Source organism: Streptomyces sp. NPDC005820 (assembly GCF_040630255.1).
Lineage (GTDB): Bacteria > Actinomycetota > Actinomycetes > Streptomycetales > Streptomycetaceae > Streptomyces.
The window spans coordinates 1-26,447 of sequence record NZ_JBEXXE010000082.1 but is presented as its reverse complement, the minus strand read 5'-3'; the positions used below and the strand labels follow the sequence as shown (position 1 = coordinate 26,447).

The 26,447-nt window shown below is 72.8% G+C and carries 26 protein-coding genes; 15 read left to right on the top strand and 11 right to left on the bottom strand.

All coding sequences use genetic code 11. The features are described 5' to 3' along the window. Positions 1-120: 120 nt before the first annotated feature. Together ABZ464_RS49890 and ABZ464_RS49885 are read right to left on the bottom strand one after the other, a co-directional pair. Entirely contained in the window at positions 121-594 is a 474-nt protein-coding gene (locus ABZ464_RS49890; protein ID WP_359289246.1) for a nitroreductase family deazaflavin-dependent oxidoreductase, read from the bottom strand. Next, the gene (locus ABZ464_RS49885) at positions 591-1,775 is read right to left on the bottom strand and encodes an acyl-CoA dehydrogenase family protein (RefSeq protein ID WP_359289244.1); all 1,185 of its coding nucleotides are present in this window, start codon (positions 1,773-1,775) and stop codon (positions 591-593) included. The genes ABZ464_RS49890 and ABZ464_RS49885 overlap by 4 nt, the downstream gene beginning before the upstream one ends. Positions 1,776-1,887: 112 nt before the next feature. Between ABZ464_RS49885 and ABZ464_RS49880 the strand changes: the two genes are divergently transcribed. The 6 genes from ABZ464_RS49880 (at position 1,888) to ABZ464_RS49855 (ending at position 10,307) form a co-directional block, all read left to right on the top strand. Beyond that, positions 1,888-3,057, top strand: a complete 1,170-nt coding sequence (locus tag ABZ464_RS49880; protein WP_359289243.1) for an acetyl-CoA acetyltransferase — start codon at positions 1,888-1,890, stop codon at positions 3,055-3,057. Positions 3,058-3,174: 117 nt separating this feature from the next. After that, complete coding sequence (locus tag ABZ464_RS49875) at positions 3,175-4,002, top strand: hypothetical protein (RefSeq protein ID WP_359289241.1); 828 nt, start codon at positions 3,175-3,177, stop codon at positions 4,000-4,002. Next, entirely contained in the window at positions 3,999-6,266 is a 2,268-nt protein-coding gene (locus ABZ464_RS49870; protein ID WP_359289239.1) for a bifunctional serine/threonine-protein kinase/ABC transporter substrate-binding protein, read from the top strand. The genes ABZ464_RS49875 and ABZ464_RS49870 overlap by 4 nt, the downstream gene beginning before the upstream one ends. A 12-nt stretch (positions 6,267-6,278) precedes the next feature. Further along, on the top strand, positions 6,279-8,486 hold the full coding sequence (locus tag ABZ464_RS49865; RefSeq protein ID WP_359289237.1) for a bifunctional serine/threonine-protein kinase/ABC transporter substrate-binding protein: 2,208 nt from the start codon (positions 6,279-6,281) through the stop codon (positions 8,484-8,486). Positions 8,487-8,622: 136 nt separating this feature from the next. Next, the gene (locus tag ABZ464_RS49860) at positions 8,623-9,585 is read left to right on the top strand and encodes an expansin EXLX1 family cellulose-binding protein (RefSeq protein ID WP_359289235.1); all 963 of its coding nucleotides are present in this window, start codon (positions 8,623-8,625) and stop codon (positions 9,583-9,585) included. Positions 9,586-9,617: 32 nt separating this feature from the next. Further along, positions 9,618-10,307, top strand: coding sequence for a pyridoxal 5'-phosphate synthase (locus ABZ464_RS49855; RefSeq protein WP_359289233.1), 690 nt, complete (start codon positions 9,618-9,620; stop codon positions 10,305-10,307). A gap of 10 nt (positions 10,308-10,317) precedes the next feature. Here ABZ464_RS49855 and ABZ464_RS49850 read toward each other — a convergent pair whose 3' ends face one another. From ABZ464_RS49850 to ABZ464_RS49840, 3 genes are read right to left on the bottom strand one after another with little or no spacing between them, the layout of a single operon-like run. Beyond that, positions 10,318-10,656: a helix-turn-helix transcriptional regulator gene (locus ABZ464_RS49850; protein ID WP_359289231.1), complete on the bottom strand. Its 339-nt coding sequence runs from the start codon at positions 10,654-10,656 to the stop codon at positions 10,318-10,320. Then, positions 10,653-11,027 carry a type II toxin-antitoxin system RelE/ParE family toxin gene (locus ABZ464_RS49845; protein ID WP_359289230.1) on the bottom strand — a complete coding sequence of 125 codons (375 nt, stop codon included), beginning with the start codon at positions 11,025-11,027 and terminating at the stop codon, positions 10,653-10,655. Before ABZ464_RS49845 ends, ABZ464_RS49850 begins: the two co-directional genes overlap by 4 nt. A gap of 51 nt (positions 11,028-11,078) precedes the next feature. Beyond that, positions 11,079-11,594, bottom strand: coding sequence for an ATP-binding protein (locus ABZ464_RS49840; protein WP_359289228.1), 516 nt, complete (start codon positions 11,592-11,594; stop codon positions 11,079-11,081). A 265-nt stretch (positions 11,595-11,859) separates the two neighbouring features. On the opposite strand from ABZ464_RS49840, the gene ABZ464_RS49835 reads away from it, so the two are divergent. After that, positions 11,860-12,711 (top strand): helix-turn-helix transcriptional regulator, encoded by an 852-nt coding sequence (locus ABZ464_RS49835; RefSeq protein ID WP_359289225.1) that lies wholly within the window; start codon positions 11,860-11,862, stop codon positions 12,709-12,711. 10 nt (positions 12,712-12,721) lie between these two features. Then, positions 12,722-12,913: a hypothetical protein gene (locus tag ABZ464_RS49830; RefSeq protein ID WP_359289223.1), complete on the top strand. Its 192-nt coding sequence runs from the start codon at positions 12,722-12,724 to the stop codon at positions 12,911-12,913. A gap of 15 nt (positions 12,914-12,928) precedes the next feature. On the opposite strand, the gene ABZ464_RS49825 is transcribed toward ABZ464_RS49830, so the two are convergent. From ABZ464_RS49825 to ABZ464_RS49805, 5 genes are all read right to left on the bottom strand, one after another. Beyond that, positions 12,929-13,789 carry a GNAT family N-acetyltransferase gene (locus ABZ464_RS49825; protein WP_359289221.1) on the bottom strand — a complete coding sequence of 287 codons (861 nt, stop codon included), beginning with the start codon at positions 13,787-13,789 and terminating at the stop codon, positions 12,929-12,931. A gap of 83 nt (positions 13,790-13,872) precedes the next feature. Continuing rightward, on the bottom strand, positions 13,873-14,475 hold the full coding sequence (locus tag ABZ464_RS49820; RefSeq protein WP_359289219.1) for a GNAT family N-acetyltransferase: 603 nt from the start codon (positions 14,473-14,475) through the stop codon (positions 13,873-13,875). A gap of 25 nt (positions 14,476-14,500) precedes the next feature. Next, positions 14,501-14,905, bottom strand: a complete 405-nt coding sequence (locus tag ABZ464_RS49815) for a hypothetical protein (RefSeq protein ID WP_359289217.1) — start codon at positions 14,903-14,905, stop codon at positions 14,501-14,503. Beyond that, a complete protein-coding gene (locus ABZ464_RS49810; protein WP_359289215.1) occupies positions 14,892-15,293 on the bottom strand; it encodes a Zn-ribbon domain-containing OB-fold protein in 402 nt (133 codons plus the stop codon). Before ABZ464_RS49810 ends, ABZ464_RS49815 begins: the two co-directional genes overlap by 14 nt. Beyond that, complete coding sequence (locus tag ABZ464_RS49805) at positions 15,290-15,739, bottom strand: DoxX family protein (RefSeq protein ID WP_359289213.1); 450 nt, start codon at positions 15,737-15,739, stop codon at positions 15,290-15,292. Before ABZ464_RS49805 ends, ABZ464_RS49810 begins: the two co-directional genes overlap by 4 nt. A 206-nt stretch (positions 15,740-15,945) precedes the next feature. On the opposite strand from ABZ464_RS49805, the gene ABZ464_RS49800 reads away from it, so the two are divergent. From ABZ464_RS49800 to ABZ464_RS49780, 5 genes are all read left to right on the top strand, one after another. Next, positions 15,946-17,535 (top strand): subtype B tannase, encoded by a 1,590-nt coding sequence (locus ABZ464_RS49800; protein WP_359289250.1) that lies wholly within the window; start codon positions 15,946-15,948, stop codon positions 17,533-17,535. 258 nt (positions 17,536-17,793) lie between these two features. Next, positions 17,794-18,975, top strand: coding sequence for an NAD(P)/FAD-dependent oxidoreductase (locus ABZ464_RS49795; protein ID WP_359289211.1), 1,182 nt, complete (start codon positions 17,794-17,796; stop codon positions 18,973-18,975). Positions 18,976-19,227: 252 nt separating this feature from the next. Further along, entirely contained in the window at positions 19,228-20,745 is a 1,518-nt protein-coding gene (locus ABZ464_RS49790) for an FAD-dependent oxidoreductase (RefSeq protein WP_359289209.1), read from the top strand. Positions 20,746-20,877: 132 nt separating this feature from the next. After that, positions 20,878-23,103 carry an acetate--CoA ligase family protein gene (locus ABZ464_RS49785; RefSeq protein WP_359289207.1) on the top strand — a complete coding sequence of 742 codons (2,226 nt, stop codon included), beginning with the start codon at positions 20,878-20,880 and terminating at the stop codon, positions 23,101-23,103. Between the two features lies 1 nt (position 23,104). After that, entirely contained in the window at positions 23,105-23,962 is an 858-nt protein-coding gene (locus ABZ464_RS49780) for an enoyl-CoA hydratase-related protein (RefSeq protein WP_359289205.1), read from the top strand. A gap of 225 nt (positions 23,963-24,187) precedes the next feature. Here the strand turns inward: ABZ464_RS49780 and ABZ464_RS49775 are convergent, their stop codons facing one another. Then, entirely contained in the window at positions 24,188-24,985 is a 798-nt protein-coding gene (locus tag ABZ464_RS49775; protein ID WP_359289203.1) for a hypothetical protein, read from the bottom strand. 287 nt (positions 24,986-25,272) lie between these two features. Between ABZ464_RS49775 and ABZ464_RS49770 the strand changes: the two genes are divergently transcribed. Together ABZ464_RS49770 and ABZ464_RS49765 are read left to right on the top strand one after the other, a co-directional pair. Continuing rightward, a complete protein-coding gene (locus tag ABZ464_RS49770; RefSeq protein ID WP_359289201.1) occupies positions 25,273-25,383 on the top strand; it encodes a helix-turn-helix domain-containing protein in 111 nt (36 codons plus the stop codon). Positions 25,384-25,431: 48 nt separating this feature from the next. Continuing rightward, a partial coding sequence (locus ABZ464_RS49765; protein ID WP_359289248.1) for a transposase occupies positions 25,432-26,447 on the top strand: 1,016 nt, incomplete at its 3' end.

The window sequence follows — 26,447 nt, the reverse complement described above, 5'->3', positions numbered from 1 at the left end:
CCTCCGCCTTGCAGCTGGACGCACCGGGCCCCGCTCACCTGCGCTTACAAGGCGCCGCTGCTTTCCTGCGACTTGATCCGCCGGACAGGCCCTAGTCTTCCGAGTCGGGCCGGACCGGCCTCAGGTTCTGGGCGCCAGCCGGAAGACTCGGATCTCGCGCTCCACGCGGGCCTGGTAGGTGGCGTACGGGGGCCAGAAGGCCAGAAGTTCCTTCCAGACCGCCGCCCGTTCCTCCCCCGTGAGCAGCCGGGCGGTCACCGGGATGTCCGTTCCCTTCCAGCTGATCTCGGCCTCGGGGTGGGCGAGGAGGTTGGCGGTCCAGGCGGGGTGGCCGGTGCGGCCGAAGTTGGAGCCGACGAGGATCCAGGTGCGGCCCCCGGGTTCCGGCATGCAGGCCAGGGGGGTGCGGCGCGGCTGCCCGCTGCGGGCGCCGGTCGCGGTGAGGATCACCCCGGGCAGCAGCTGTGCGCTGAGCAGCACCTTTCCCCGGGTGAGCCGGTGCACGGCCCGGTCGAGGGCGGGCACGACATGCGGGGCGAGCTTCGCGAAGCCCCTGGTCGACGACACCTTCTGCACCACACGGACGCCGATCACACCGTCACCCCCGCATCCGCGAACAGTCCGCACTCCTCGGCCGCGCGGGCGCGCAGCCGGTGCACCGGCCCGAACAGCAGTTCGTCGCCGGCGGCCCGCTTGAAGTACAGGTGCGCCTGGTGTTCCCAGGTGAACCCGATGCCGCCGTGCAGCTGGATCCCCTCGGCGGCGGCCAGCCGCAGCGCCTGGAGGGCCTGCGCGAGCGCGAGCCCGCCGGCTCCCTCGCCCCGCCCGGCCGCCCAGGCGGCGTAGTACGCGGCCGACCGGGCAGCCTGGACCTGCACATACACATCGGCCAGCCGGTGCTGCACCGCCTGGAACGACCCGATCGCCCGCCCGAACTGCTCCCGCTGCTTCAGATACTCCACGGTCCGCTCCAGCGCCCGGTCGGCGGCCCCGACGGCCTCACAGGCGAGAAAGGCAGCGACGAACTCCCCGGCACGGGCCAGCGGTCCACCCACCTCCGTCTCCTCGTCCCCCAGCAACTCCGCCTCCACATACCGCAGTTGTACCCGCCCCTGCGGTCGGGTCGGGTCGAGGGCGGTCTGTCGGGTTCGTACGAGCCCGGCGGCGTCCCCCGCCACCAGGAACAGCAGGGTCCGGGACCGTACGAACCCCCCGGTGTGGGCGGCGACGAGCAGCAAGCCGGCGCTGTGGCCGTCGAGGACCTGGGCGGCCTCGCCGTACAGCCGCCAGCCCTCGCCGGCCCGCCGGGCCTGCACGCCGCCCGCGCGTCCGCCGCCGGACCAGTCGCCGCCGCCCGGTCCGGTGAGGGCGAGCGCGGTGGCGAGCGCGGGCGCGGGGACGGCGAGGGCGGCGGTGAGGGTGCCGTCGGTGATCCGGGGGAGCAGCCGGGCGCGCTGGGCGTCGGTGCCGAGGGCGAGGATCAGGGGCGCGGCGAGGACGGAGGTGGCGAGCAGCGGGGTGGGGGCGAGGGCCCGGCCGGTCTCCTCGGCGGCGAGCGCGAGGTCGGTGCGGGGGCAGCCGACACCGCCGTACGTCTCGGGGAGGGCGAGGCCGGGCAGGCCGAGCTGTTCGGCGAGCGTGGTCCACAGGGCGCGGTCGTGGCCGGCCGGGGTGTCGAGGGCGGCCCGGAGCTCCTCGGGGCCGCAGCGTTTGTGGAGCAGTTCGCGCAGGGTGCGGCGGATCTCGTCCTGCTCGGCGGTGAGGCGGGGGTCCATGGCCGTTCCCTCCGGATCTGGCTTCCCTGCGGATCCGGCACTTCCCTCCGGATCTGACGGTCCGTCATATTAGGAGCGCCGGATCGAGATGCACAGAGGAAGGTGGCCTCTCATGACCGCGGGGACCCGGAAAGTGGCCGTCGTCGGCGTCGCGCTCTCGGACTGCGGGCGGGTCGACGACGCGACCCCCTACGCCCTGCACGCCCAGGCGGCCCGCCGGGCGCTGACGGACGCGGGGCTGGACCGGTCGAGGGTGGACGGTCTCGCCTCCGCCGGGCTCGGCACCCTCGCCCCGGTCGAGGTGGCCGACCATCTGGGCCTGCGCCCCACCTGGGTCGACTCCACCTCCGTCGGCGGCGCCACCTGGGAGGTCATGGCGGCGCACGCGGCCGACGCGATCGCCGCCGGCCACGCGAACGCCGTCCTGCTGGTCTACGGCTCCACGGCCCGCGCCGACATCCGGGCCGGCCGCCGCACCGGCACCTTCGCCTTCGGCGCCCGCGGCCCCCTCCAGTTCGAGGTGCCGTACGGGCACACCCTGATCGCCAAGTACGCGATGGCGGCCCGCCGTCACATGATCGAGTACGGCACGACGATCGAGCAGCTCGCCGAGGTCGCCGTCCAGGCACGGGCGAACGCGGCGCTGAACCCGGAGGCGATGTTCCGCACCCCGGTCACGGTCGACGAGGTGCTCTCCGGGCCGATGATCGCCGACCCGTTCACCAAGCTGCACTGCTGTCTGCGCTCCGACGGGGGCGCGGCGGTCCTGCTGGCCGCCGAGGAGTACGTACGGGACTGCCGTACGGCGCCGGTGTGGATCCTCGGCACCGGAGAGCACGTCTCCCACGCGAGCCTGTCGGAGTGGGAGGACTTCACGGTCTCCCCGGCGGCGGTCAGCGGGCGGCTGGCCTTCGGGCGGGCGGGGGTGCGGCCGGCGGAGATGGACTTCGCGGAGATCTACGACGCGTTCACCTACATGACGCTGGTGACCCTGGAGGACCTGGGCTTCTGCGCCAAGGGCGAGGGCGGGGCGTTCGTGGAGAAGGGGCGGCTGACGGTCGGCGGGGAGCTGCCGGTGAACACCGACGGCGGCGGACTGTCGGCCCAACACCCCGGTATGCGGGGGCTGTTCCTGCTGGTGGAGGCGGTACGGCAGTTGCGGGGGGAGGCCGGGGAGCGTCAAGTGCGGTGCGCGGACGGCGAGTTGCCCCGGCTGGGGGTGGCCTCGGGGACCGGCGGGTGGTTCTGTTCCTCGGGGACCGTGGTGCTGGGCCGGAACTGAATTCGGCCGTACCCTCGTCGTGCCCGAGTGAGACCGGGTGAGGGCTGGGACAGCGCGGAGAGCCAGGGGGCGGAAGCGGTGGACAGAGGGCTTGTGCGGGGCTTATGCAGCCTGTCGGTGAGCGGGTTGCTGCTCGTCGGCGCGTGTTCCGGCGGGGGCGGGGGAGGCGGCGGATCCGGGGGCGGGTCCGGCAGCGGATCCGGCGCCGGAAAAGCCACCGGAACACCGGAGCGGACCGCCACCGGCACCGCCACGGACGCTCCCGGCACGGCCACGGGCACCCCCACCGCCCCGCCCACCGCGCTCGACTTCACCCCCGACCCGGCCCGCGCCCCGAAGACCCGCGCGGACGCCGTGCGCCTCGCCGGGAAGGTCGCCGCGGGCCCCGAGCTGTGGGGCGCCGGCTATGTCCGCTCCGCCCCGGACAGCGATCCGGACACCTGGCCGGTCCTCGACGACGACTGCGTCTGGCAGCGCGAGCCCGTCCCCGACGACGTGCTCGCCAGCGTCACCCGCTACAGCGAACTCCCCGCCGCCGACGGCAAGGGCCCGGTCAGGGTCGCCGTGACCGTCACCGTCCACCAGGACGCGGACGGCGCCGACTGGGAACAGGCGTCGACCCTGGAGGAGGCGCTGCGCTGCCCGGACCAGCTGCTGCGCGCCGGGGAACGGATCAGCGGCCTCAAGTCCCTCGGCACGGCGTTCGGCAGGAACGGCAACGAGTACGCCGAGGACTCCCTCTTCGAGTACGGCGAGTACCGCAGCGACGCCCTGGGCGGCCCGTACGCCTACGTGTGGACCCAGGGCCGTATCGGACAGATCACCGTCGCCGCCACCGGCCGTGGCTCCGAGGGCCACGACTACACCGAGCTGAGCCGGGCGATGGCCGAGACGCAGAGCAGCATGCTGCTCCGGCTGGAGAACGAGCTGGAGGTGGACGGGTGACCGGCGCCCTGCTCCCCTCCGACCCCTCCTCCCTCGCCGGGTACCGGCTGCTCGGCCGGCTCGGCGCCGGCGGCATGGGCGTGGTCTACCTCGGCCGTACGGACGAGGGCGCGCTGGCCGCGATCAAGGTGATCCAGGCCGAGTACGCCGAGGACCCCCAGTTCCGGGCCCGCTTCCGGCGCGAGGTGGAGGCCGCCCGCCGGGTCAGCAGCCCCTGGGCGGTGCCCGTCACCGGCGCCGACCCGGACGCCGCCGCGCCCTGGCTCGCCACGGCGTTCGTCCCCGGGCCCTCGCTCGCCGAGGCCGTCGCCGCGTGCGGGCCGCTGCCCGCCCGCAGTGTGCGCGTGCTGGCCCGGATGCTCGCCGGTGCGCTGGCCGAGGTGCACACGGCCGGACTCGTGCACCGGGACGTCAAGCCCGGCAACGTCCTGCTCGCCGTGGACGGGCCTCGGCTCATCGACTTCGGGATCGCGCGGGCCGCCGACGACACGGCGATCACCTCCGCCGACATGGTCGTCGGCACCCCCGGCTTCCTCTCGCCCGAGCAGGCCGAGGCCCGCGCCGACGAACTCGGCCCGCCCAGCGACATCTTCTCCCTGGGCTGTCTGCTGGCCTACGCGGCGACCGGCCGCCCGCCCTTCGGCACCGGCGCGGTCGACGCCCTGCTCTACCGCACGGTGCACGACGAGCCCGATCTGGAAGGCGTCGACGAGCACCTGTCGGCGCTGCTGCGGCCGTGCCTGGCGAAGGACCCGGCCGACCGTCCCACCGCGGCCGCGCTGCGCGAGCTGATCGTCGAGGACACCGCGGGGGATCCGGCCGGGTGGCTGCCGGAGGACGTCGTACGGATCATCGCCGAGCGCTCGGCCGCCATGCTCGCCCTGCCGGACATCGAACCGACGGTCGTCGAGGCGGGCTCCGGAACGGCCGGATCCGCGGCGGGGGCAGGGACCGCGGAAGCCGGGGCGGCCGGATCCGGAGCCGAGACGGCCGGGGCCGGGCCCGCGCCCGGTCGGCGGCGGTTCCTGATCGCGGCGGCCTCGGGCGCCGTACTGGCGGCGGGCGGCGCGGCGGCGGTCTGGGCCGCGCTGCGCGGGGACGACGACCCCAAGACGTCCTCTCCCCCGTCCGGCCGGGACTGGATCATCGGCGTACAGGCGGATCTCAGCGGCCCGGGGAAGGCCCTGGGGCAGGCGCAGGAGCGGGGCGCGCGGCTCGCCGTCGAGCAGTTCAACGCCCGTGCGGACAGACCCTTCACCCTGACCCTGAAAGTGGCCGACGACCGGGGGGACGTGACCCGGGCCGGGACCGTCGCCCGCGCCTTCGTCGAGGACAAGGACGTGCTCGCCGTCCTCGGCCCCACGTCCGACGACCCCGCCCGCGCCGTCGTCGGCGTGTACGACGGGGCACTGCTCCCGTTGATCTCCGTGTCCGCCGGGACGAGCATCCTGACGACGACCGAGAACCGCTCCTTCCTGCATGCCCGCCCCAGCGATCTGGAGGCCACCGCACCCCTCGCCGCGCTCCTGACCGCCGGCGGGAGGGCGGCGGGCGAGGAGTACGCCTCCGGGCCGGCGGCCACCGGCCCGTCCCGCCGCCCCGGTCTGCTGATGGACCGCACCGCCGCCGACTACGCGTGGGCGTCCATCGGCGCCATCAACCTGATGGTGCGGGGGCAGGGCCGGCTGCCCTACCCACGGGTCGTCCCGGCCGGCACCGAGGCCTTCGGGCCCGTCGTCGCCGACATGCTGGCGGCGGGCTCCGACGCCTTCGTCTACGGCGGGTACGCGGCGGGCGCGGCGGCCTTCGCGCGCGCCCTGGCCGCGGCCGGCTTCGAGGGACCGAGGTACAGCCCGGAGGCCGCGCTGAGCACGGACTTCCTCGACGCGGCGGGCGAGGCCGCCGAGGGCTGGCTGATCACCAGCACCTGCGTCGACCCGACCGGCCTGCCCGCGGCGGCCGACTTCACCGCCGCCCACCGCAAACGGTTCGGCGGCGCCCCCGGCTTCTACGCGGCGGAAGCGTACGACGTCGTCACCATGGTCGCGGACGCTCTCCGCACGGCGGACGGCCGGCCGACGCGCGCCCGGCTGACCACCGCCCTGCGCCGGACCACCCATCAGGGGGTGACCAAGAAGTTCGCGTTCGTGCCCGAGACCGGGGCCTTCGTCGCCCCCGAGAGCGGCGCGGTCTTCGGGTACCTGGTGACGGACGGCGGGTTCCGCTTCCTGGGCCCGGCGCCCGTACCGTCGTCGGACGCGTAGGGCCGTACGACCGTGCCCGTCACCGCGCTCCGTCCGGGGGATCCGCAGGCCGTGGGCGGTCACCGGCTGCTGGGGCGGCTGGGCGCGGGCGGCATGGGCGTGGTCTATCTGGCCCGTACGCAGGGTGGGGCGCTGGTCGCGCTCAAGGTGATCCGCGCCGAGTACGCCGCCGACCCCGCGTTCCGGGTGCGGTTCCGGCGCGAGGCACAAGCCGTGGGCCGACTGGGCGACCAGGTCGCCGGGCGGGCCGGGGGGCGCTGGCTGGTGCCGGTGAGCAGCGCCGACCCCGAAGGCCGCCGGCCCTGGCTGGCCACGGCGTACGTCCCCGGGCCGCCGCTCACCGACGTGGTCACCCGCTACGGGCCGCTGCCGCCCGCGAGCGTACGGGTGCTCGGCGCCCGGCTGGCCGAGGCGCTGGCGGAGGTGCACGCGGCCGGACTCGTGCACCGGGACGTCAAGCCCGGCAATGTGCTGCTGGCCCTGGACGGGCCTCGGCTCATCGACTTCGGGATCGCGCGCTCGGCGGACGCGACCGCGCTCACCGCGAGCGATGTGGTCATCGGCTCCCCGGGCTATCTCTCACCCGAACAGGCCCAGGCGGGCCTGGCGGAGCGGATCGGCCCACCGAGCGACGTGTTCTCGCTGGCCTGTGTCCTCGCCTTCGCCTCGACCGGCCGCCGCGCCTTCGGCACCGGCACCCCGGCCGCCGTCATCTACCGCACGGTGCACGAGGCCCCCGACCTCGACGGCGTACCGGAACCGCTGCTGCCGCTGCTGACCGCCTGCCTGGCGAAGGAACCCGGCGACCGGCCGACGGCGCGGGAGGTCCGCGCCGCCCTCGGCCCGGACGCGGCGGCCGACGGCGGCTGGCTGCCCGCTCCCCTGCCCGGCCTGATCGCCGAACAGGCGGCCCGGGTACTGGAGTTGCCGGTGCCGCAGCCACCGGACGTCGCACACCTCGGGCAACTCGACGACACCGAGGCGGCCCCACACCCGTCGCGGCGGCGTTTCCTGGTCCTCGGGGCGGCCGCGGGGGTGGTCGGCGCCGGTGGCGGGGTGGCGGCTTGGGTGGCCGGACGCTCGGGCGAGGAGGCCGGGGGAGGGACGGGCGGGCGCAGTCCGCTGCCCCGGTACACGATCGGGCTGCACGCCGACCTGAGCGGCGGCCACAAGAGTCTCGGTCGGGCGCAGGAGCGGGGCGCGCGGCTCGCCGTGGAACAGCACAACGCCCGTGCGGACCGGGACTTCGACCTCGTGCTCCGGGTGCGGGACGACGGCGGGCAGACCGAGCGGGCCGTGGAGACCGCCGACGCCTTCGCGGCGGACGGCACGGTGTACGCCGTGGTCGGTCCCACGACGGACGCGACGGCGGTGGCCGCCCGGGAGAGCTACCAGAAGGCGCTGCTGCCCGCACTGATCGTCGCCGCCTGGGACGACCGGCTGTCCACGACCTCGGACACGGCGATCTTCCAGCTCCGGCCCGGCGACACCTCCCGGACGGCACCGGTCGGCTGGTATCTCACCCACGTCGAGCCCTCCCGCAGGACCGTCGTGGTCGACGACCGGGCCGCGGGGCAGACCGGCTGGAGGAGCGTCAGGGCGATGACCGAGTTCCCGCCCTCCCACGACGTCGGCGGCACCACCACCGTGCACGCCGTCGCCGCCGGCAGCGACGACTTCCGCCCGGCCGTGGAGGCGGCGATCGCCGCCGGGGCCGACGCCCTCGTGTACACCGGCGTCTCCGCCCATCGGGCCGCCCTGTGCGCCCGCGCGGTGCGCGCGGCGGGGTTCACCGGCGCGTGCGGGGCCTTCGAACCGGTGCTGGGGTCCACGTTCCTGGCGGAGGCGGAGGAGGCCGCCGAGGGCTGGGTGTTCGGCGCGAGCCATGTGGATCCCACGGCCTCCGCCGCGCCGAAGGCGGCGAAGGCCTTCGCGGCGGCGTACCGGAAGCGCTACGGCGTCGACGGCGTGCCCTCGTACGCCGCGGAGGCCTACGACGCGCTCGGCCTGGCCGCCGAGGGACTGCGGCTGCTCGGCCCGGACGGGGTGGAGCGGGGCGGTGTGACACGGCGCCTGCGGACGCTCGCCTACCAGGGTGTCTGCAAGCGGATCGCGTTCAACCGGACGACGCTTCAGATGGACTCCACCCCAGGGCTGTTCCTGTACCGGGTGGAGGAGGGGCGGGCACGCTTCCTGGGCCAGTACGAGACGGTGACGTGAGCGGACCGGTGGGAACCGGGTGAACCCGGGCGGCCCGGGGGCCGTATGAAGTCACGGCAACCTTTGGGAGGTCCGTGGCGACTGATGAGGCGGACGCTCCCCTCACCGGAGCCCCGCCCGACCGAAGGACTCGACTGTGACCACCCCTTCGCACCGCCGCCGCTCCCGCCCCCGGCGCCACACCGCGCTGCTCTCCGCCGTCGCCGTGGCCGCCGTGGCGCTCGTCGTGTCGCTGGCCGTGGCCTTCCGCCCGGGCGGCGGGACCGCCGACGTGCAGGACGCGGCCAAGCCGGTCGCCGGCACCCGGGTGAGCGAGTCGCCGACGGCCGGGACGCCGTCGGCCTCCGCGTCCCCGAAGCCCTCCGCGAGCTCCGCGAGCCCGACGGCCCGCGCCTCCGCGTCCCGTCCGGCTGCCACGGCCACCCCGTCCGCCCGCGCGAAGGCCACCACCGCCACACCCCCGAAGACATCCGCGACGGGCTCCCGGGCCGGCCGGATCCGCCCCGGTGTCACCTATCAGGGCGTGGCCACCTCCTACGACGTCGGCAACGGCGACGGCGCCTGCTCCTACGGCCCCACCTCCGACGTGATGACCGCGGCGATGAACACCGCCGACTACGAGACGTCCAAGGCGTGCGGCGCGTACGTGGCCGTCCACGCGGGCGGCAAGTCGATCACCGTACGGATCACCAACGAGTGCCCGGCGCCCTGCCAGGCCGGCCAGCTCGACCTCAGCCGACAGGCCTTCGCCAAGCTGGCCCCGCTGTCCGCCGGCCGGATCCAGATCACCTGGAACCTGCTCAGCCCCGACACCGGCGACAAGATCTCGATCCGCTACAAGACCGGCTCCACCCAGTACTGGTGCGGCATCCAGGCCCTCGGCCACCGCAACCCGCTGGCCCGCCTGGAGGTCCGTACGGGCGGCGGCTGGAAGCAGTTGGAGCGCACCGAGTACAACTACTTCCTCTCCGAACAGGGCACCGGCTGCGGCGCCGCGATCCGCCTGACCGACATCTACGGCGAGCAGCTCACGATCGAGGGAATCGCGGTGAAGGCGGACGCGGTGCAGTCGACGGGCGTCCAGTTCACCCGGCGCTGAAGGAGCCGGCCGGCGGGACCGATACTCGGGGCATGGCTACCGATCTTCATGAGCTGCTGAAGTCGCTGCGGGTGTGGGACCCGGAGGTGACGGTGCTGCCCGGCTTCGACCCGGAGCGGGCCCCCGACGCCCCGGTGGAGCTGTTCGCCGACTGGTTCGCCGAGGCGGTGGCGGCGGGTGAGCGGGAGCCGCACACCATGTCCCTGGCCACCGCCGACGAGGAGGGCCTGCCGGACTCCCGGATCGTGATGCTGCACGGCGCCGACGCCGACGGCTGGTCCTTCGCGACCCATGCCACCAGCCGCAAGGGCCGCCACCTCGCCGCCCGCCCGTACGCGGCGCTCACCTTCTACTGGCCCCGGCTCGGCCGCCAGGTCCGGGTCCGCGGTCCGGTCACCTCCGCCCCCTCCGGGGAGGCCCAGGCGGACCTGCACGCCCGCTCCACCGGCGCCCTGGCCGCCGCCCTCACGGGCCGCCAGAGCGAGGTCCTGTCCTCGCCGGAGGAACTGGCCGCCGTGTCCCGGGCGGCCTGGGAACAGGCGCAGGCCGACCCGACGGCCGAATCCCCCACCTGGACCCTGTACCGGCTCCACCCCCGGGAGGTGGAGTTCTTCCAGGGCGAGGAGCGGCGCCGGCACGTGCGCCTGTCGTACCGCAGGGACGCCGACCGCGACGGTGGCGGTGGCGGTGGCGGCTGGTCGCAGCAGCTGCTCTGGCCCTGACAGCCGGTGATCAGGCGGCGCGCTCTTCGAACACCAGGGTGTTGGGCCCGTCGGAGACGACGTGGAGGTCGACCGTGACCTGCAGTGCGGCGGCCAACCGGACGAGCAGATCGGCGGTGAGGGGAAGCATCCCGCCGACCTCCACCGCCTCCACCTGATCCTCGGTCATCCCCAGCCGCCGCCCCAGAGCGTCCTGGGTCAGCCCCAGCTCCGTCCGACGGTCATACACCAGTTGCCCCAGGGCGAGCGCCAACCGAATCTGCTCCCGCTCCGCGACGACTGCGGGCGGCTCCGAACCGCCGCCGACGGCACGCCGCTCCCGGATCAGCTTCCAACGGGTGTGGCTCACAGGTCCTCCCGGAACTCACGGGTGAATTCGTCATGTGCTGGGCCATGCTCGGCCTCGCACCGCTCCTTGGCCAGCCTGGCGCGCTTGACCTCGGCGTCCTCCCGCATCCGAGTCTTCCGGAACACGGTGAGCAGCACGATCCTCCTACGGGGTGCCAGCCAGTAGGTCACCCGCGTAGCGCAGCCGGCGAGGACGAACCGCAGCTCCCGCACTCCTTCTCCCAGGCTACGAGAGTGCGGCTCTCCGAGGGTCGTGGGGGCCTGAGCGAGAAGCTCGGCCTTCTCCTCGACCTGACGGTAGTGCTGCGCGGACAGCTGCCCCAGCCAGTCCCGCACTTCCGGCTCCAGTTCGATCACGTAGGGCTCGGTCACACAGGGAACCTACGGTGATCGCAGAGGAAACGGCCCCGGCCTCCGTCGCTGTCACTCATATGCGCGCTCGGTCCTGAGATATCCAGCCGCACCCGCGCGGGGCAGCACCGCCCACATGCGGGTTCCGCCGCCCGGTTCCCGGTCGCCGCCGATGCCCCAGTCGCCGTGGCAGGCCCGTACGACCTCGTCCAGGACGCGCAGCGACACGCGGCGGGACAGGACGCAGATGGCGCCCAGGCGGGCGTGGGTGTGGCGGGGGTGGCCGTCATAGACGGTGACGCGCAGGTCGCCGTGCCGGTGGCGCAGCGAGACGTACACCTCGCTGGTGGCGGACAGCCGGCAGGCGCAGGCGGTCAGTTCGCTGACCACCTGGACGACCGCGTCGGTCACGTCGGCCAGTCCGTGCGCCCTGAGAATCGTGCGGGTCGCGGCGCGGGCGACGCCGGGACTTCGTGGCGCGGCCGGGAGCGTGAAGCTGTAGAGCAGGCTCTCCGGGAGCGCGGGGGCGAACGGGGCGTCGACGGGAGCGGTGGTCGGCGAAGGGCAGGACGTGGTGTCGAGATGCACGGCAACTCCCTTGGGTCAGAGGGGGGTTCCACCCGGTGGCCTGTCTCCCTGGACACGGGCACACCCCTCCCAGGGAGGAGAAGGCGGGCGGGCACGTGTGATGCGCTTCCGGATGACTCCGAGACGACCTTGTGGTCGCTCGGTTACAAACCGTAGAGGATCACGGTGGCACATTGTCACTGGATCAACAGAATTACCACTTCCGGGGTGGACCGGCACAGCCCGACGCGGCAGACTGACGCCGAACCATTGGAGGAAGTGACAGATGCCGCCCAGGGCAACCCCCAGCGAGCGCCAGAAGCGTCTGGGCGCCGAACTGCGGAAGATGCGCCTCGCAGCACAGGTGAGCACAGACCACGCGGCAGGACTCCTGGGCATCGACCGCACGAAGATCTCCAACATCGAGTCAGGTGTCCGGGTCATCTCACCGGAGCGGCTGCGGACCCTCGCCTGCAACTACGACTGCCACGACGAGGCGTACGTCGAGGCGCTGGCGGCCATGGCGGCCCCTCATTCACGGGGATGGTGGGACGCATACCGGGGCCAACTGCCCGCAGCGCTCATGGACATCGCGGAACTGGAATGGCACGCCAGGAAGGTGCGAGCCGGTCTGGCCATGCACGTGCCCGGCCTGCTCCAGACCGACGCCTACGCCCGCACCCTCTTCGCGGCCGCGCTGCCTCCCCTCTCCCGCGACGAAGTCGAACTGCGCGTCGCACTCCGGCTGCAGCGTCAGCAGGTACTGCACCGGGCCGACCCCATTGCGTACGTCGGCTACGTCCACGAAGCCGCGCTGCGCGTCGAGTTCGGCGGCCCAAAGGTCATGCGGGCCCAGCTCCACCGGATGGGCGAACTGTCCGAGCAGGAGAACATCGACGTGCGGGTCATCCCCTTCCGGGCAGGCGCCTTCCCCGGCGCCGGACAGGCGGTGATCTACGCCGAGGGGCCAGTCCCCCAACTCGACACCGTGGAGCTGGACGCGGCCCACGGACCCGAGTTCCTGCACGGACAGTCCCAGCTCGACAAATACCGCGCGCACCTCGACTGGATGGAGGCAGCGTCACTGTCCGCCGCCGACTCCCGCGACTTCATGCACCGCATCGCCGATGGCTTCTGAGGAGCGACACATGAACGGGATCACCTGGGAAGACCCCTACTGCGCCGAGGGAGCCAACTGCTTCCGCATAGGCACCGACCCCGCCGGCAACGCCTACATCGCCATCGCCGGGCAGGAGGACACCCCCCTCACCGACACCCGGGAAGCCCTCCGCGCCCTGATCCTGGAGATCAAGGCGGGGAAGGCCGACCACCTGCTGTAGCCCGGTCGCCCGGGGTCACTCCCCGAACCGGTACACCGCGAAGTCCGCCACCGGGCGGTAGCCGATGCGCTGGTAGAGGCCGTTGCTGGTGGGGTTGGCGAGGTCGGTGAAGAGGAGCACCTCGCGGGCCCCGGCGGCGCGGACGGCGCGACTGGCCTCGGCGGTCGCGGCGCCCGCGTAGCCCCGGCCGCGCAGATGGGCGGGGGTGTAGACGGTGGTGACCCGCACCTGGCCGACCACCTCGGGGGTGACCGCGGCCAGGGAGACGGGGGTGCCGTCGGGGGTCTCCCAGAAGAGGGCGCCGCCGTGGGCGATCCGGGCGTCGGCGAGGGCGCCGCTGTCCTGGAGGCCGCGCTCGCCGATGCTCTCGCCGAACTCGTCGATCCAGCGGATCAGTTGAGCCCGGTCGGCGGCGACCGCGATCCGCGAGGCACCGGCGGGCATGGGCGCGGGGGGCGTCAACTCTCCGAGTCGATAGAGGCGTTGGGCCTTCGAGAGGCCGGCTTCGGCTCCGGTGCGGCGCTTCCACGCCTCGACGAAGGCGTCGGCCGTGGCGCGCTCCGCGAAGACTCCGGGGAGGCGGTGTCCGTCCGACGCCAGCCGGGCGGCGAGGGTCTCGGCCTGCTCCTCGGTGAGGGAGGTGAGGTTGATCCAGTAGGGCGGGGTGCGGAGGAACACCGCCTCGACCCCGCCGTCCGTCTCCAGCACGCCGAAGACGGGAGCCTCCTCGCCGTAGACGTTCGCTCCCCGGCGGCGCAGGGTGTCGAGGACGGTCAGCGGGACGGTGTGCTGCGCGGGCCTGGAGGCGAGGAAGTCACCGGCCCGGTCCAGGAAGGCGTCGAGGTCATGGGTGAGGTGCCAGTCGTCCGGATGCATGCCCCGCATGGTCGCGCGGCCGTCGGCCTCACCGCTCCCGATTTACGAGCGCCCCGGCTGCCCACCGCCCCGGCCCTCGACGCTCACGGCTCCTGCGGCTCCGGGTCCGTGGCCAGCCGTCCGTGCAGATGGACGTCGCGGAAGGCGTCCCGTCGGCCCTCCTCCCACATCGCCCCGCGCACGGTCCCCTCGTACCGGAACCCACACCGCTCGGCGACCCGGCAGGAGCCACCGTGGCCGAGGGCGTGGCCCAGTTCCAGCCGGTGCAGGCCGACCTCGTCGTAGGCCCAGCGGGCGGCGAGCAGCAGGGAGCGGGTGGCGATGTGCCGGCCGCGTGCCTCGGGGAGCACCCAGTAGCCGACCACGGCGTTGCGCAGGACCCGGTCGATCGCGTTGACGGAGATCTGCCCGAGGACCGTCCCGTCGCCGGTGTCGGTGACGCAGAACGTCATGGCGCGCCCGGCGTCCGCGTCCGCGACCTTGGCCTCCAGCGACTCCCGGGCGCTCGCGGTGTCGGTGATCGTCCTGATCGGGGTGTTCCAGCGCCGGAACTCCGGATCGGTGTGTCCGCGCAGCCACGCGTCCACATCGGTGGCGGATGCCGGGTCCCAGGGGCGGAGGGTCAGGCCGTGGCCGTGGACCTCCGGCGCGGTCGGGGCGGTGCGGGGTTCACGTATGCCGGTCATCCGGCCATTCAACACCTGGCGCCCGCTACCAGGCGTCGTGCACCCGGGCCTCCGCCACCACCAGCAGACCGACGCCGAACATGCACAGCGCGACCCGGCCACGGGCGACATCCTCGCTGTCGACGTCCGGGGCGTGGCGGACGTACGCCCGTGGCTTCGTAGCCTGGTGGTTCGCCTCGTTGAGAAGCCGCGCGATCAGGACGAGTCCGAACAGCTGCACGCTCGTCCTGACCTGGATCGGCCGGCTCGGGCCCACGACTGCGGCGAGGACGAGGCCGTCGGTCACGGCCAGGCCGATGCCCAGGGAGTAGCAGAGGAGTCGTTCCAGGCATCCCAGCGCGCTCAGGGCGTCCCGGAAGAAGGTGGTGGCGGATATCCGCACCACCGCGACCTGGGCGACGAAGGAGGCCGGCCAGTCAGTCCAGCGCACCCGGCGCGCCCCTCCGGAACACCGGCACACCCTCCCGGAAGGTCACCTCCAGTTCCATCCCGGCCCGCAGTTCCCCCGGGCCCACCACCTCGGTGGACATCCGGGGCCCCTCGGCCAGATCGACGACGGCCGCGACGTACGGTGTCCGCTCCCCGAAGGGCGGCAGGTCGTTGCGGTGGACGACGGACCAGGTGTAGAGGGCCGCCCGGCCGCTCGCGTCCTCCCAGGTCACGTCCTCGCTCCAGCAGTACGGGCAGAACTCGCGGGGGTAGTGGTGGGCCCGGGCGCAGGCCCCGCAGCGGCGGATCAGCAGCCGGCCCTCGGCGGCGGCGTCCCAGTAGGTACGGGTGAAGGCGTCGGCCTCGGGGAGGTCGTACCGCGCGCTCACAGGAAGAGCCCCAGGGCGTTGTCCACCGACCACGTCTGCCAGGCCATTCCGCCCAGACCGACCACGGAGATCAGGGCCATCATCCCGTTCTGGCCCTGCTCGGCCCAGTCGTGGATCATCAGGACTAGGTAGATCAGGTTGAGGAGCAGGCCTCCGACCAGGGCTATCGGGGTCAGAAAGCCCGCGATCAGGCCGAGGCCCAGGGCCAGTTCGGCGTACACCACGACATACGCCATCACCCGTGGGCGGGGCTTCACGACGGCCTCGAAGCCGGAACGCACGGCGTTCCAGCGGTGTTTGGCCGCCACGTCGGCGGCCCAGGCGATACCGGAGCCCTCGAACCAGCTCTTCTTCTCCTTGTGCCGCCAGCTCTCCAGCCACCACAGCCCGAGCCCGATCCGCAGCACGGCCAGCCACTGGGCACCGTCGAGCCAGATCGCATCCATGAATCTGACGGTACGTCAGATGACTGGTGCCGGGAAGACCGCGGGCGGGAAACCTGTGCGCCCGCCGTGAATCTGTGGGGTCCCCATGAATGCCCCAGGATTGTTGGCAATTTTGTCTGCACTCTCGGTACGTTCCCTACCGCAAGCAGCGAAACCGAGGGAGTCGAACCGTGAAGCACAGGGCAATCAAGCGCAGGTCGGTCGTCATGGGCATCGGCGCCACCGCCGGAGTCGCCGCGGTGGGCGGCATCGCCCTGACCGCGCAGGCCTCCGACACGTCGTCCTCGTCGGACGCGTCCTCCTCCTCGGCCTCCCTGGCCTTCGACCCGGACGCGTACACCGAGCTGACCACGACCGTCACGGACACCGACGGCGACGAGCACGCGGTGACGTACCACTTCTGGAAGGCGATCACCTATGTCGCCGACCCGGTGGACGCCACCTACCAGTCCCTGATCGTCAGCGCCCCGGTGGAGATCGACGGCGCGACGGTCGACGCGAGCGACGCGCCGATCCTGCTCGCGAACTCCATCGGCGGATACATGCCGTCCTCCGTCGCGGAGGCGACCGGGGTCGGCGCGGGCGGGGGCGGCGGCGGGATGCCCGGCGGCACCCTCCCCTCCGACGCGGCCAGTTCCTCGGCCGCCCCCAACGCGAACGGGAACACCAACGCCAACGGCGGCGCCACCTCCTCCAACCAGCTGCTGGCCCTGGCCGCCGGGTACGTCGTCATCGAGCCCGGCGCCCGCGGCCGCACGCTGAAGAACTCCGACGGCGAGTACTACGGCGTCGCCCCCGCCGCCATCGTCGACCTCAAGGCGGCCGTGCGGTACATCCGGTCCAACAAGGGCCGCATCCCCGGCGACACCGACCGGATCGTCTCCGCCGGCACCAGCGCCGGCGGCGCCCTGTCCGCGCTGCTCGGCGCGTCCGGCGACAGCCCCCTCTACGACAAGCTCCTCAAGGAGATCGGCGCCGCCGACGCCTCCGACGCGATCTTCGCGACCGGCGCCTGGTGCCCGATCACCGACCTGGACCACGCCGACGGCGCCTACGAGTGGAACTGGGGCGCCAACGCCACGAGCTCCGGCTCCCAGGTCGACCAGACCGTGTCGAAGGCCCTGCAGGCGCAGTTCGCCGAGTACCAGGCCGGACTGCGGCTCCAGGGCCTCGACGGCACCCGGCTGACCGCCCGCAACTACGACGCGTACCTGGTCGAGCAGTATCTGGAGCCCTCGGCCACCCGGTACCTGACCGCCCTCTCGGACTCCGACCGCACCGCCTACCTCGCCTCGAACGCCTTCATCACCTGGGAGAACGGCAAGGCCTCCTTCTCCTGGGACGACTTCCTCACCCATGTCGGCGCCCGCAAGAAGAACACCCCGGCCTTCGACGCCTTCGACCTGTCGGCCGGCGAGAACAACCTGTTCGGCAAGGGCACCGCCGAGACCCGTCACTTCACGGCGTACAGCCTGAAGCACGACACCACCGGGTCCACCGCCAAGCGCCTCGACAGCGACCTCCCCGAGGTGCTGCGGCTGATGAACCCCATGCACTTCCTCGTCGACCAGCCCAACAAGGCCCGCACCAAGCACTGGTGGATCCGCCTGGGCACCAACGACTCGGACACCTCGCACACGGTCTCCGCCAACCTCGCCGCCGCCGCGCACACCCTCGGCGACGACGTGAACCACCTCTACTACTGGGACGAGGGCCACGGCGCCAACACCGACCCGGGCGACTTCATCACCTGGATCGCGAAGGTGACCGGACACCGGGCGAAGGCAAAGAAGTGAGCCGGACCCGCCACTGATCCGTACCCTGCTGTACGGCACCCCTGAACGCGGCGGCGTCCGTTTCCCGTCATAGCTACTGACGCCGTCCGCCCGCGACGCCTGGCCCAAGCGCACCTGGACCAGGCGTCGCACCTTTCTCACAAGTAAGTGGCGTACGCCACAAGTTCCCCGCACGACTCCCCCAAGCGTGATCGATCCGCAACCAATTCCGGTCTTGACCGAGACCCAACAACCGCGGGCGTGATTACGCTCGCGCCCATGGAAGACTCCGCACCGCCCGCGATCACCACCGCGAACCCGGCCGACCGCCCCGTCTACGTCATCGGCGGCGGCCCCGGCGGACTCGCCGCCGCGTACGCCCTGCGCGCCCAGGGGATACGCGCCGTCGTCGTGGAGAAGGCCGACCGGGTCGGTGCGTCCTGGAGCCGCCACTACGACCGGCTGCATCTGCACACCACCCGCCGCCTCTCCGCCCTCCCGGGGCTGAAGATTCCCCGCCGGTTCGGCCGCTGGGTGACCCGCGACAACGTGGTGCGGTACCTGGAGAAGTACGCCGAGGTCCATGAGCTGGAGATCGTCACCGGAGTCGAGGTCTCCCGGATCGAGCGCACCCCCGACGGCACCGGCTGGCTGCTGCACGCCACCGGCGGCCGTGAACTGACCGGCGCCGCCGTCGTCGTCGCCACCGGCTACAACCACACCCCCTTCCTCCCGGACTGGCCCGGCCGCGCCACCTTCACCGGCGACCTCGCGCACGCCTCCGCCTACCGCGACGGCACGCCCTACACCGGCCGTGACGTCCTCGTCGTCGGCGTCGGCAACACCGGCGCCGAGATAGCCGTCGACCTCGTCGAGAGCGGGGCCGAGCGGGTACGGCTGTCCGTGCGCACCGCCCCGCACATCGTCCGCCGCTCCACCGCCGGCTGGGCCGCCCAGTACACCGCGATCCTCGTACGGCGCCTGCCCGTCCGCCTCGTCGACCGGCTGGCCCGCCCGATGGCGAGGCTCAGCGTGCCGGACCTCTCCGCCCACGGCCTGCCGCGCCCCGACACCGGCCTCTACAGCCGGGTGAAGGAAGGCGCGATCCCGGTGCAGGACGTCGGCCTGATCGACGCCGTCCGCAAGGGCCGGGTGGAGGTCGTGGCCGCCGTCGAGTCCTTCGAGGACGGCGGCAAGGTCGTCCTCGCCGACGGCACCCGCATCACCCCGGACGCCGTCGTCGCCGCCACCGGCTATGTCCGCGCCCTGGAGGGCCTGGTCGGCCACCTCGACGTCCTCGACGCACGCGGCCTCCCCCTCACCCACGGCCCACGCACCCCGAAGAACGCCCCCGGCCTCTACTTCACCGGCTTCACCACCCCCATCAGCGGCACCCTCCGCGAACTGTCGATCGACGCGGACCGCATCGCCAAGGCGGTGACCCGCCACCTCGCGCCCTAGAACACCCCGCTCTTCCAGGGACGGGCGCCACAGCAGCTCGAAGGTGATCCGCGGCAGCAGGAACCAGACGAAGTGCAGCGACACCGACCAGATCGGCAGGTCCTGACTCCACTTTCCCCCAACTCCCCTTCATTCTTTGCCTGTTACACCTGTGTCAGATGTGGCGAGGGCGTTGTCGTGCGCCCTCGTGCGGAGCCAGAATGTGAGATCTGTTCACCTTTCCGCTCCGCCCCCTCTCTACGGAGGACGCACGTGGCACGTGAAAGACAGCTCTCCCCCCGCTCCGGCGACGGCCTCTCGCGCCGCTCCCTGCTCGGTCGCACAGCCGCCGTGGCCGCCGGCGCGACCGCCCTCACCGCGACCGCCGCCGGCCCGGCCGCCGCGGCGGCCACCCGGGACGTGGACGTCGCGATCGTCGGCGCCGGCCTGGCCGGACTCACCGCGGCCCGCGACCTGGTGGCGGCCGGAAAGACCGTCGCCGTACTGGAGGCCCGCGACCGCGTCGGCGGCCGGGTCCTCAACCTGTCGCTGGCCAACGGCGGGACGACCGAGGGCGGCGGTGAGTTCATCGGCCCCACCCAGGACCGGATCAAGGCGCTCGCCGACTCCCTGGGCGTGGCCACCTTCGCCACCTACAACACGGGCGACAACCTCCTCTACAAGGACGGGAAGAAGACCCCGTACGCCACCGACGGCCTGCTCGGCTCGGTTCCGCCGGTCGACGCGGCCGGGCTCGCCAACGCCGCGATCGTGCAGGCCGCGCTGGACGACATGGCCAAGACGATCCCGGTCGACGCGCCCTGGACCGCCGCCAAGGCGGAGGAATGGGACCGGCAGACCTTCGAGACCTGGCTGCGCGCCAACGCCGTGATCCCGTCGGCCAAGTTCCTCCTGGACGTGGCCTGCACCTCGATCTTCTCGGCCGAACCCCGCGAACTCTCCCTCCTGTTCGTGCTCTTCTACATCGCCGCCGCCGGCAACGAGTCCACCGTCGGCACCCTGGAACGCCTCACCGAGACCGCGAACGGCGCCCAGGAGCGGCGGTTCGTCGGCGGCTCCCAGCAGGTGCCGATCAAGCTGGCCGCCACGCTCGGCGACCGGGTGGTGCTGAACGCCCCGGTGCGCACGATCACCCAGTCCGGCGGCAAGTACGTCGTGACCGCCGACGGCATCACCGTCACCGCGAAGAAGGTCGTCGTCGCCGCACCCCCGCCGCTCGCCGCCCGCATCACCTACGACCCGCTGCTGCCGGCCGGCCGCGACCAGCTCACCCAGCGGCTGCCGATGGCCTCGGTCGCCAAGGCCATCGCGATCTACGACACCCCCTTCTGGCGGGCCGACGGCCTCAACGGCCAAGTCGTCAGCGACACCGGCGTGGTCAGCTCCACCTTCGACAACTCCCCGCCCGACGCCTCCTACGGCGCGCTGATGGGCTTCATCGAGGCCGACGAGGCCCGGGCGTACGACGCGGCGAGCGAGGCCGAGGTCAAGGCGGCGGTCCTGAAGGACTATGTGACGTACTTCGGCGCGAAAGCGGCCTCCCCCACCTCCTTCGTCCTGCAACGCTGGAACAACGAGGCCTACACCCGCGGTGGCCCCGTCTCCATCGCCGCGCCCGGCGTCCTGACCCAGTACGGTCCCGCCCTGCGCAAGCCGGTGGGCGGTATCCACTGGGCGGGGACCGAGACCTCGACCTACTGGATGGGCTTCATGGACGGTGCCGTCCGCTCGGGCGAGCGGGTGGCGAGGGAGGTTCTGGCCGCGCTGTAGAGCCGTGGGCCGTCACCGCCGTCACCGAAGGTCTGCTCCTTTCTCCCTGCACGCCCATTCCTGACATCCCGTCAGGTATGTAATCTGACAGTTCGTCAGTTACTTGGCAGTCACACAGGAGCGGGCGGACCGATGCTTGGATCAACCCACGGCACCCTCACCACCGACTCCCGCCGGGCCCGGGTCATCGCCTGCGGTGAACAGCCCGGGCCCGCCGTCCACGGCCGGCCCGCCGACGTCGACGACCTGGACGTCAGCGGCCGGCCGCTGTATTCGACCGTCCCCGATCTGGACCGGTTCTTCCGGCCCGAGTCGGTGGCGGTCATCGGCGCCTCGGACGCCGAGGGACGTCCCAACACCGGTGTCACCCGGCAACTGGTGGGCTGGGCGGAGCGGGTGGGGGCACGGCTGCACCCCGTGCACCCCACCCGCGAGTCCGTCTTCGGCATCCCCTGCGTGGCCTCGGTCGGCGAACTGCCGGAGCAGGTCGACCTGGCCGTGCTCCTGGTCGCCGATCCGCTGCCCGTGATCGAACAACTGGGCGAGGCGAAGGTGAAGTTCGCGGTCGTGTTCGCCTCCGGGTTCGCGGAGACGGGCGAGGCGGGCGCGGCGGCGCAGGCCCGGCTCACGGCGGCCGTGGAAGGCTCGGGCATCCGGCTGCTCGGCCCCAACACCAACCTCAACGCCTTCGAGCGGTTCCGCGAGGATCTCACCGGCCCGTCGATCGCGCTGATCACCCAGTCCGGTCACCAGGGCCGCCCGGTCTTCGCCCTCCAGGAACTGGGCATCCGGCTCTCGCACTGGGCACCGACCGGCAACGAGGCCGATCTGGAGACCGCGGACTTCCTGTCGTACTTCGCGGAGCGGCCCGAGGTCGGCGCCATCGCCTGTTACATGGAGGGGCTGAAGGACGGCCGCGCCTTCCTCCTCGCCGCCGACCGGGCGGCCCGGCGCGGGGTCCCGGTGGTCGCGGTGAAGGTGGGCCGCACCGAGACCGGCGCCCGCACCGCCGCCTCCCACACCGGCAAGCTGACCGGCGCGGACGAGGTCGTGGACGCGGCGATGCGGCAGTACGGGGTGATCCGCGTCGACGGACTGGACGAACTCCAGGACACGGCCGCCCTCCTGGCCCGGGCCCGCCGACCGCGCGCGGACGGTGTGGTCGTCTACTCCATCTCGGGCGGCACCGGCGCCCACGCGGCCGACCTGGCCACGGCGGCCGGGCTGCGGCTGCCGGCCCTGTCGCCCGCCAAACAGGCCGAGCTGCACCAGTGGATCCCCGAGTACCTGAACGTGGCCAACCCGGTCGACAACGGCGGGCATCCGGTCGGCGACTGGCGTGGCCGGAAGATCATCGACGCGATCCTCGACGACCCCGAGGTGGGGGTGCTGATCTGCCCCATCACCGGGCCGTTCCCCCCGCTGAGCGATCGTCTGGTGCAGGATCTGGTGGACGCGGCGGAGCAGACGGACAAGCTGGTGTGCGTGGTGTGGGGCTCGCCGGTGGGCACCGAGCCCGCCTACCGCGAGGTGCTGCTGGGCTCCTCCCGGGTGGCGACCTTCCGCTCCCTCGGCAACTGCATCACGGCGGTCCGGGCGCATCTGGAGCACCACCGCTTCGTGAGCGACTACCGCTCGCCCTTCGACCAGGCCCCGCGCACCCCGTCCCCGTCCTTCCGCAAGGCGCAGCTGCTGATGCGCCCGGGCCAGCAGCTGAGCGAGCACGCGGCGAAGCAGCTGCTGCGGGCGTACGGCATCCGGGTCCCGCGCGAGCAGCTGGTGACCAGCGCGGCGGCGGCGGTGCGGGCGGCGGGGCTGGTCGGCTACCCGGTGGTGATGAAGGCGTCCGGCGGGCAGATCGCGCACAAGACCGAGCTGGGCCTGGTGAAGATCGGCCTGACCTCCGCGAGCCAGGTCCGCGACGCCTACCGCGAGCTGACCGACATCGCCCGCTACGAGGGCGTCTCGCTGGACGGCGTCCTGGTCTGCCAGATGGTCGAGCGGGGGGTGGAGATGGTGGTCGGGGTGACCCACGACGACCTGTTCGGTCCGACGGTCACGGTGGGGCTCGGCGGGGTCCTGGTGGAGGTGCTGCGCGACGCCGCCGTACGCGTACCGCCGTTCGGGGAGGAGCAGGCGCGGGACATGCTCGCCGAACTCCGCGGGAGGGCTCTGCTGGACGGCGTCCGGGGCCGCCCGCCGGCCGATGTCGACGCCCTCGTCGAAGTCGTCCTGCGGGTCCAGCGCATGGCACTGGAGCTGGGCTCCGACCTGGCCGAGCTCGACATCAACCCGCTGGTGGTGCTGCCGTGGGGGCAGGGTGCGGTGGCCCTGGACGCGTTGGCGGTGTGTCGCTGACATGACTGATTCCCCCCGTGATTCCGGAACAACCGAAACGACCGAAACACCCGGCAAGCCGGAAATTCCCGCTGAGTCATTGGTACGGCACGCCACTGACAATCACGTCGCGATCCTCACCCTCAACCGCCCCGAAGCCCTCAACGCCATCACCCCTGACCTGCGAGAACACCTGATCCAGAGTTTTTCCGAGGCCTCCGCGGACCCCGCTGTCCGGGCCGTCGTCCTCACCGGTGCCGGGCGTGGTTTCTGCGCGGGAGCGGATCTGCGGGGCGGGGCGGCGGGGGGCGACCGGGTCCCCGGCGACGTGGCCCGCACGATCCGGCTCGGCGCGCAGCGTCTGATCGCGGCCGTGCTGGACTGCGAGAAGCCGGTGATCGCGGCGGTGAACGGCACGGCGGCCGGCCTCGGCGCGCATCTCGCCCTCGCCTGCGATCTGGTCCTGGCCGCCGAGTCGGCCCGGTTCATCGAGGTGTTCGTGCGCCGCGGCCTGGTCCCCGACGGCGGCGGCGCCTATCTCCTCCCCCGGCTGATCGGCCCTCAGCGGGCCAAGGAGCTGATGTTCTTCGGCGACGCGCTCAGCGCACCGGACGCCGAACGCCTGGGGCTGGTCAACCGGGTGGTCCCGGACGGCGAGCTGGAGAAGACGGCCCGGGAGTGGGCGGCCCGTCTGGCCGCCGGCCCCACCCGCGCCCTGGCCCTCACCAAACAGCTCGTCAACGCCTCCCTCGACACCGACCGGGCTGCCGCCTTCGCCGCCGAGGCCGCCGCCCAGGAGATCAACATGACGACGGCGGACGCGAGGGAGGGAGTCGCGAGCTTCGTGGAGCGCCGGACGGCCGAGTTCGGAGGGCGGTGACGAGCGGCCGAGCTCGGGGGCGATGACGAGCGGCCGGGTTCGGGGGCGGTGACGAGCGGCCGGATTCAGATGGCGGTGACGAGCGGCCGGGTTCGGGGGCGATGACGAGCGGCCGGATTCAGGAGGCGGTGACGAGCGGCCGGATTCAGGAGGCGGTGACGAGCTGCCGGATTCAGGAGGCGATGACGAGCGGCCGGATTCAGGAGGCGGTGACGAGCGGGCCGCTCATCGCGTGTCGGCCGGCTCCAGGATCCGCAGCTCACCCGCGTCCGGATCCCCGATGAACCGGAACAGTTCGGGTGCGTGATCGGTGCCACCGATGGTCCACGACGTCTCGTCCCCGCAGGTGCTGCCGGTTCCGCCGCCCTCCTCGAGGCGTACGACGACGCTGTCCCACTTCGACGACGTGTCCCGCTCGAAGGCCCAGGACCCGGTGCCCTCGCACACCACCGTCTCCTCCCCGAACTCGCCCTCCGTCGGCATCGCCGCCAACTCGGCCCGCCCGCCCCCGAGGAGCCGCAGCTCGGCCCCGTTCGCGCCGTGCCAGACGCCGGTGACCTCGCCGGCCGACAGCCGGGGAGGCTCGTACTCCTCGATCAGGCCCGTGACGCCGGCGAGCAGTCCGGCCAGGACGGCGAACACGCTCAGCAGGACGGACCCGGTCCCCGCCCCCAGCCAGACGCCCCAGCCGCCCCACGCCCGCCCGCGCGCGTACGCCATCGCGAGGACCGGCAGGACGGCGAGCGCCGCGAGGACGAGGGCCGTGGCGACGAAGGACCAGCCCAGGAAGACGGCGGCCGGTGCGGCCCATACGACGCCGATGAGCACCGAGGCGGCCAGGTGCCGGACCCAGCGCGGCCCAGGGAGCCGGCCGTGCGTGAGCTGGGCGAGGAAAGCGGCCGGCAGGGTCTGCGCCCAGGCCTGCAGCAGGCCGAGGACCGGCAGGTACAGGGGTGCGAAGAGGAACACGCAGGCCAGTCCGAGGCCGCCGCCGTAGTCACGGCCGTACGGGTCGGCGGACATCTCCCTCATCCACCTTGCTTGTCGGGCGGGGTGCCCGGTCCTTCGGGGCGGGGGTGAATGCCCGCTCCCGCGGAGCGGGGCAGGGAGAGCCGGATCGCCGTCAGGGCGGTCCGGCGTCACCGTCCGGGGTGCCGGGGGTGGCCACGGACGGATGGCGGCGACGGGCGGCCGAGGGGCCTGGGCGGGTGGCCGGTGGTTGACGGCCGGGCAGGGGTGTGGTCACTCGGATGGGTGATGGTGATCGATGAGGTGCGTGGGCGGGGAACGTGTGGTCTACGTTTCGGGGCATGGCACGGTTTCGGTTGTACCCGACGGGTGGGCAGGAGCGGCAGATGCTGCTGCACTGCGCGCACGCCCGGTACGTGTGGAACCTTGCGGTGGAGCAGCACGCGTACTGAAGGCCGGGGCGCGGGTCTGCGCCGGGGTTTGCCGAGCAGTGCCGTCAGCTGACCGAGGCCCGGCGGGAGAACGAGTGGCTGCGCGCGGGGAACGCGGACGTGCAGCAGCAGGCGCTGAAGGACTTCGCCACGGCCAGGCAGGCGCGTTTCACGTCGGGGTTCGGTGAGCCGACCTGGCGCAGGAAGTACCGGCATGAGGGTTTCCGTGTCATCGGTACCGACCGCGTGCCCGAGTACCACGCGGACGGCACTGCGAAGCTGAACGCGCGGACCGGCCGGCAGGTCATGGGCCGCTCGGTCGTGGTGCGGAAGCTGAACCGGCGGTGGGCTCAGGTGAGGGTGCCCGGCTGCGGCTGGGTCCGCTTCCGCCTCAGCGCCCGGGGCAGGGGTGCGAGGCTGCCGGACGCGAAGACGTTCCGGGTCACCTTCCGCAACGGGCAGTGGCATGCCGCGTTCGCCGTCGTCCCCGAGCCGGTGCCCGCCCCCGGCACCGGCGAGGTCATCGGCATCGACCGCGGCGTCACCATCACCGCGGCTCTCTCCGACGGGCGGATGCTGAACTGCCCGCAGCTCACCACCCGGGAACGTGCCCAGATCCGCAAGCACCAGCGCCGCGCCGCCCGCGCTCCGAAGGGCAGCGAGCGCAAGACCGCCGGGTACGCGAGGGTCGCCCGGCTCAAGGCCCGCGAGGCCAACCGGCGCAAGGACTGGTGCGAGAAGACCAGCACCCTCATTGCCCGCACCTACGACCTGATCCGCTTCGAGAAGCTGAACATCAAGAACATGACCCGCTCCGCGAAAGGAACGATCGACAAGCCGGGCAGGCGGGTGGCGCAGAAGGCCGGGCTGAACCGTGCCATCCTCGCCCAGGGCTGGGGCCTGATGCGGCAGCGCACCGGACACAAGGCCCCCGGCCGGGTCGAGGACGTACCCGCCCCCTACACATCTCTGCGGTGCAGTAGTTGCGGGTGGATCGACAAGAACTCGCGCAAGAGCCAAGCCGAGTTCGTCTGTTCGTCCTGCGGCTTCACCTGCAACGCGGACACCAACGCAAGCCACAACGT

Bases quoted from the DNA above. Each gene is read 5' to 3' on its own strand.
- ABZ464_RS49885 (WP_359289244.1), bottom strand. From the start codon at position 1,775: ATGGACCCCCGCCTCACCGCCGAGCAGGACGAGATCCGCCGCACCCTG.
- ABZ464_RS49880 (WP_359289243.1), top strand. From the start codon at position 1,888: ATGACCGCGGGGACCCGGAAAGTGGCCGTCGTCGGCGTCGCGCTCTCG.
- ABZ464_RS49855 (WP_359289233.1), top strand. From the start codon at position 9,618: ATGGCTACCGATCTTCATGAGCTGCTGAAGTCGCTGCGGGTGTGGGAC.
- ABZ464_RS49835 (WP_359289225.1), top strand. From the start codon at position 11,860: ATGCCGCCCAGGGCAACCCCCAGCGAGCGCCAGAAGCGTCTGGGCGCC.
- ABZ464_RS49830 (WP_359289223.1), top strand. From the start codon at position 12,722: ATGAACGGGATCACCTGGGAAGACCCCTACTGCGCCGAGGGAGCCAAC.
- ABZ464_RS49825 (WP_359289221.1), bottom strand. From the start codon at position 13,789: ATGCATCCGGACGACTGGCACCTCACCCATGACCTCGACGCCTTCCTG.
- ABZ464_RS49820 (WP_359289219.1), bottom strand. From the start codon at position 14,475: ATGACCGGCATACGTGAACCCCGCACCGCCCCGACCGCGCCGGAGGTC.
- ABZ464_RS49805 (WP_359289213.1), bottom strand. From the start codon at position 15,739: ATGGATGCGATCTGGCTCGACGGTGCCCAGTGGCTGGCCGTGCTGCGG.
- ABZ464_RS49800 (WP_359289250.1), top strand. From the start codon at position 15,946: ATGGGCATCGGCGCCACCGCCGGAGTCGCCGCGGTGGGCGGCATCGCC.
- ABZ464_RS49795 (WP_359289211.1), top strand. From the start codon at position 17,794: ATGGAAGACTCCGCACCGCCCGCGATCACCACCGCGAACCCGGCCGAC.
- ABZ464_RS49785 (WP_359289207.1), top strand. From the start codon at position 20,878: ATGCTTGGATCAACCCACGGCACCCTCACCACCGACTCCCGCCGGGCC.
- ABZ464_RS49780 (WP_359289205.1), top strand. From the start codon at position 23,105: ATGACTGATTCCCCCCGTGATTCCGGAACAACCGAAACGACCGAAACA.
- ABZ464_RS49775 (WP_359289203.1), bottom strand. From the start codon at position 24,985: ATGTCCGCCGACCCGTACGGCCGTGACTACGGCGGCGGCCTCGGACTG.
- ABZ464_RS49770 (WP_359289201.1), top strand. From the start codon at position 25,273: ATGGCACGGTTTCGGTTGTACCCGACGGGTGGGCAGGAGCGGCAGATG.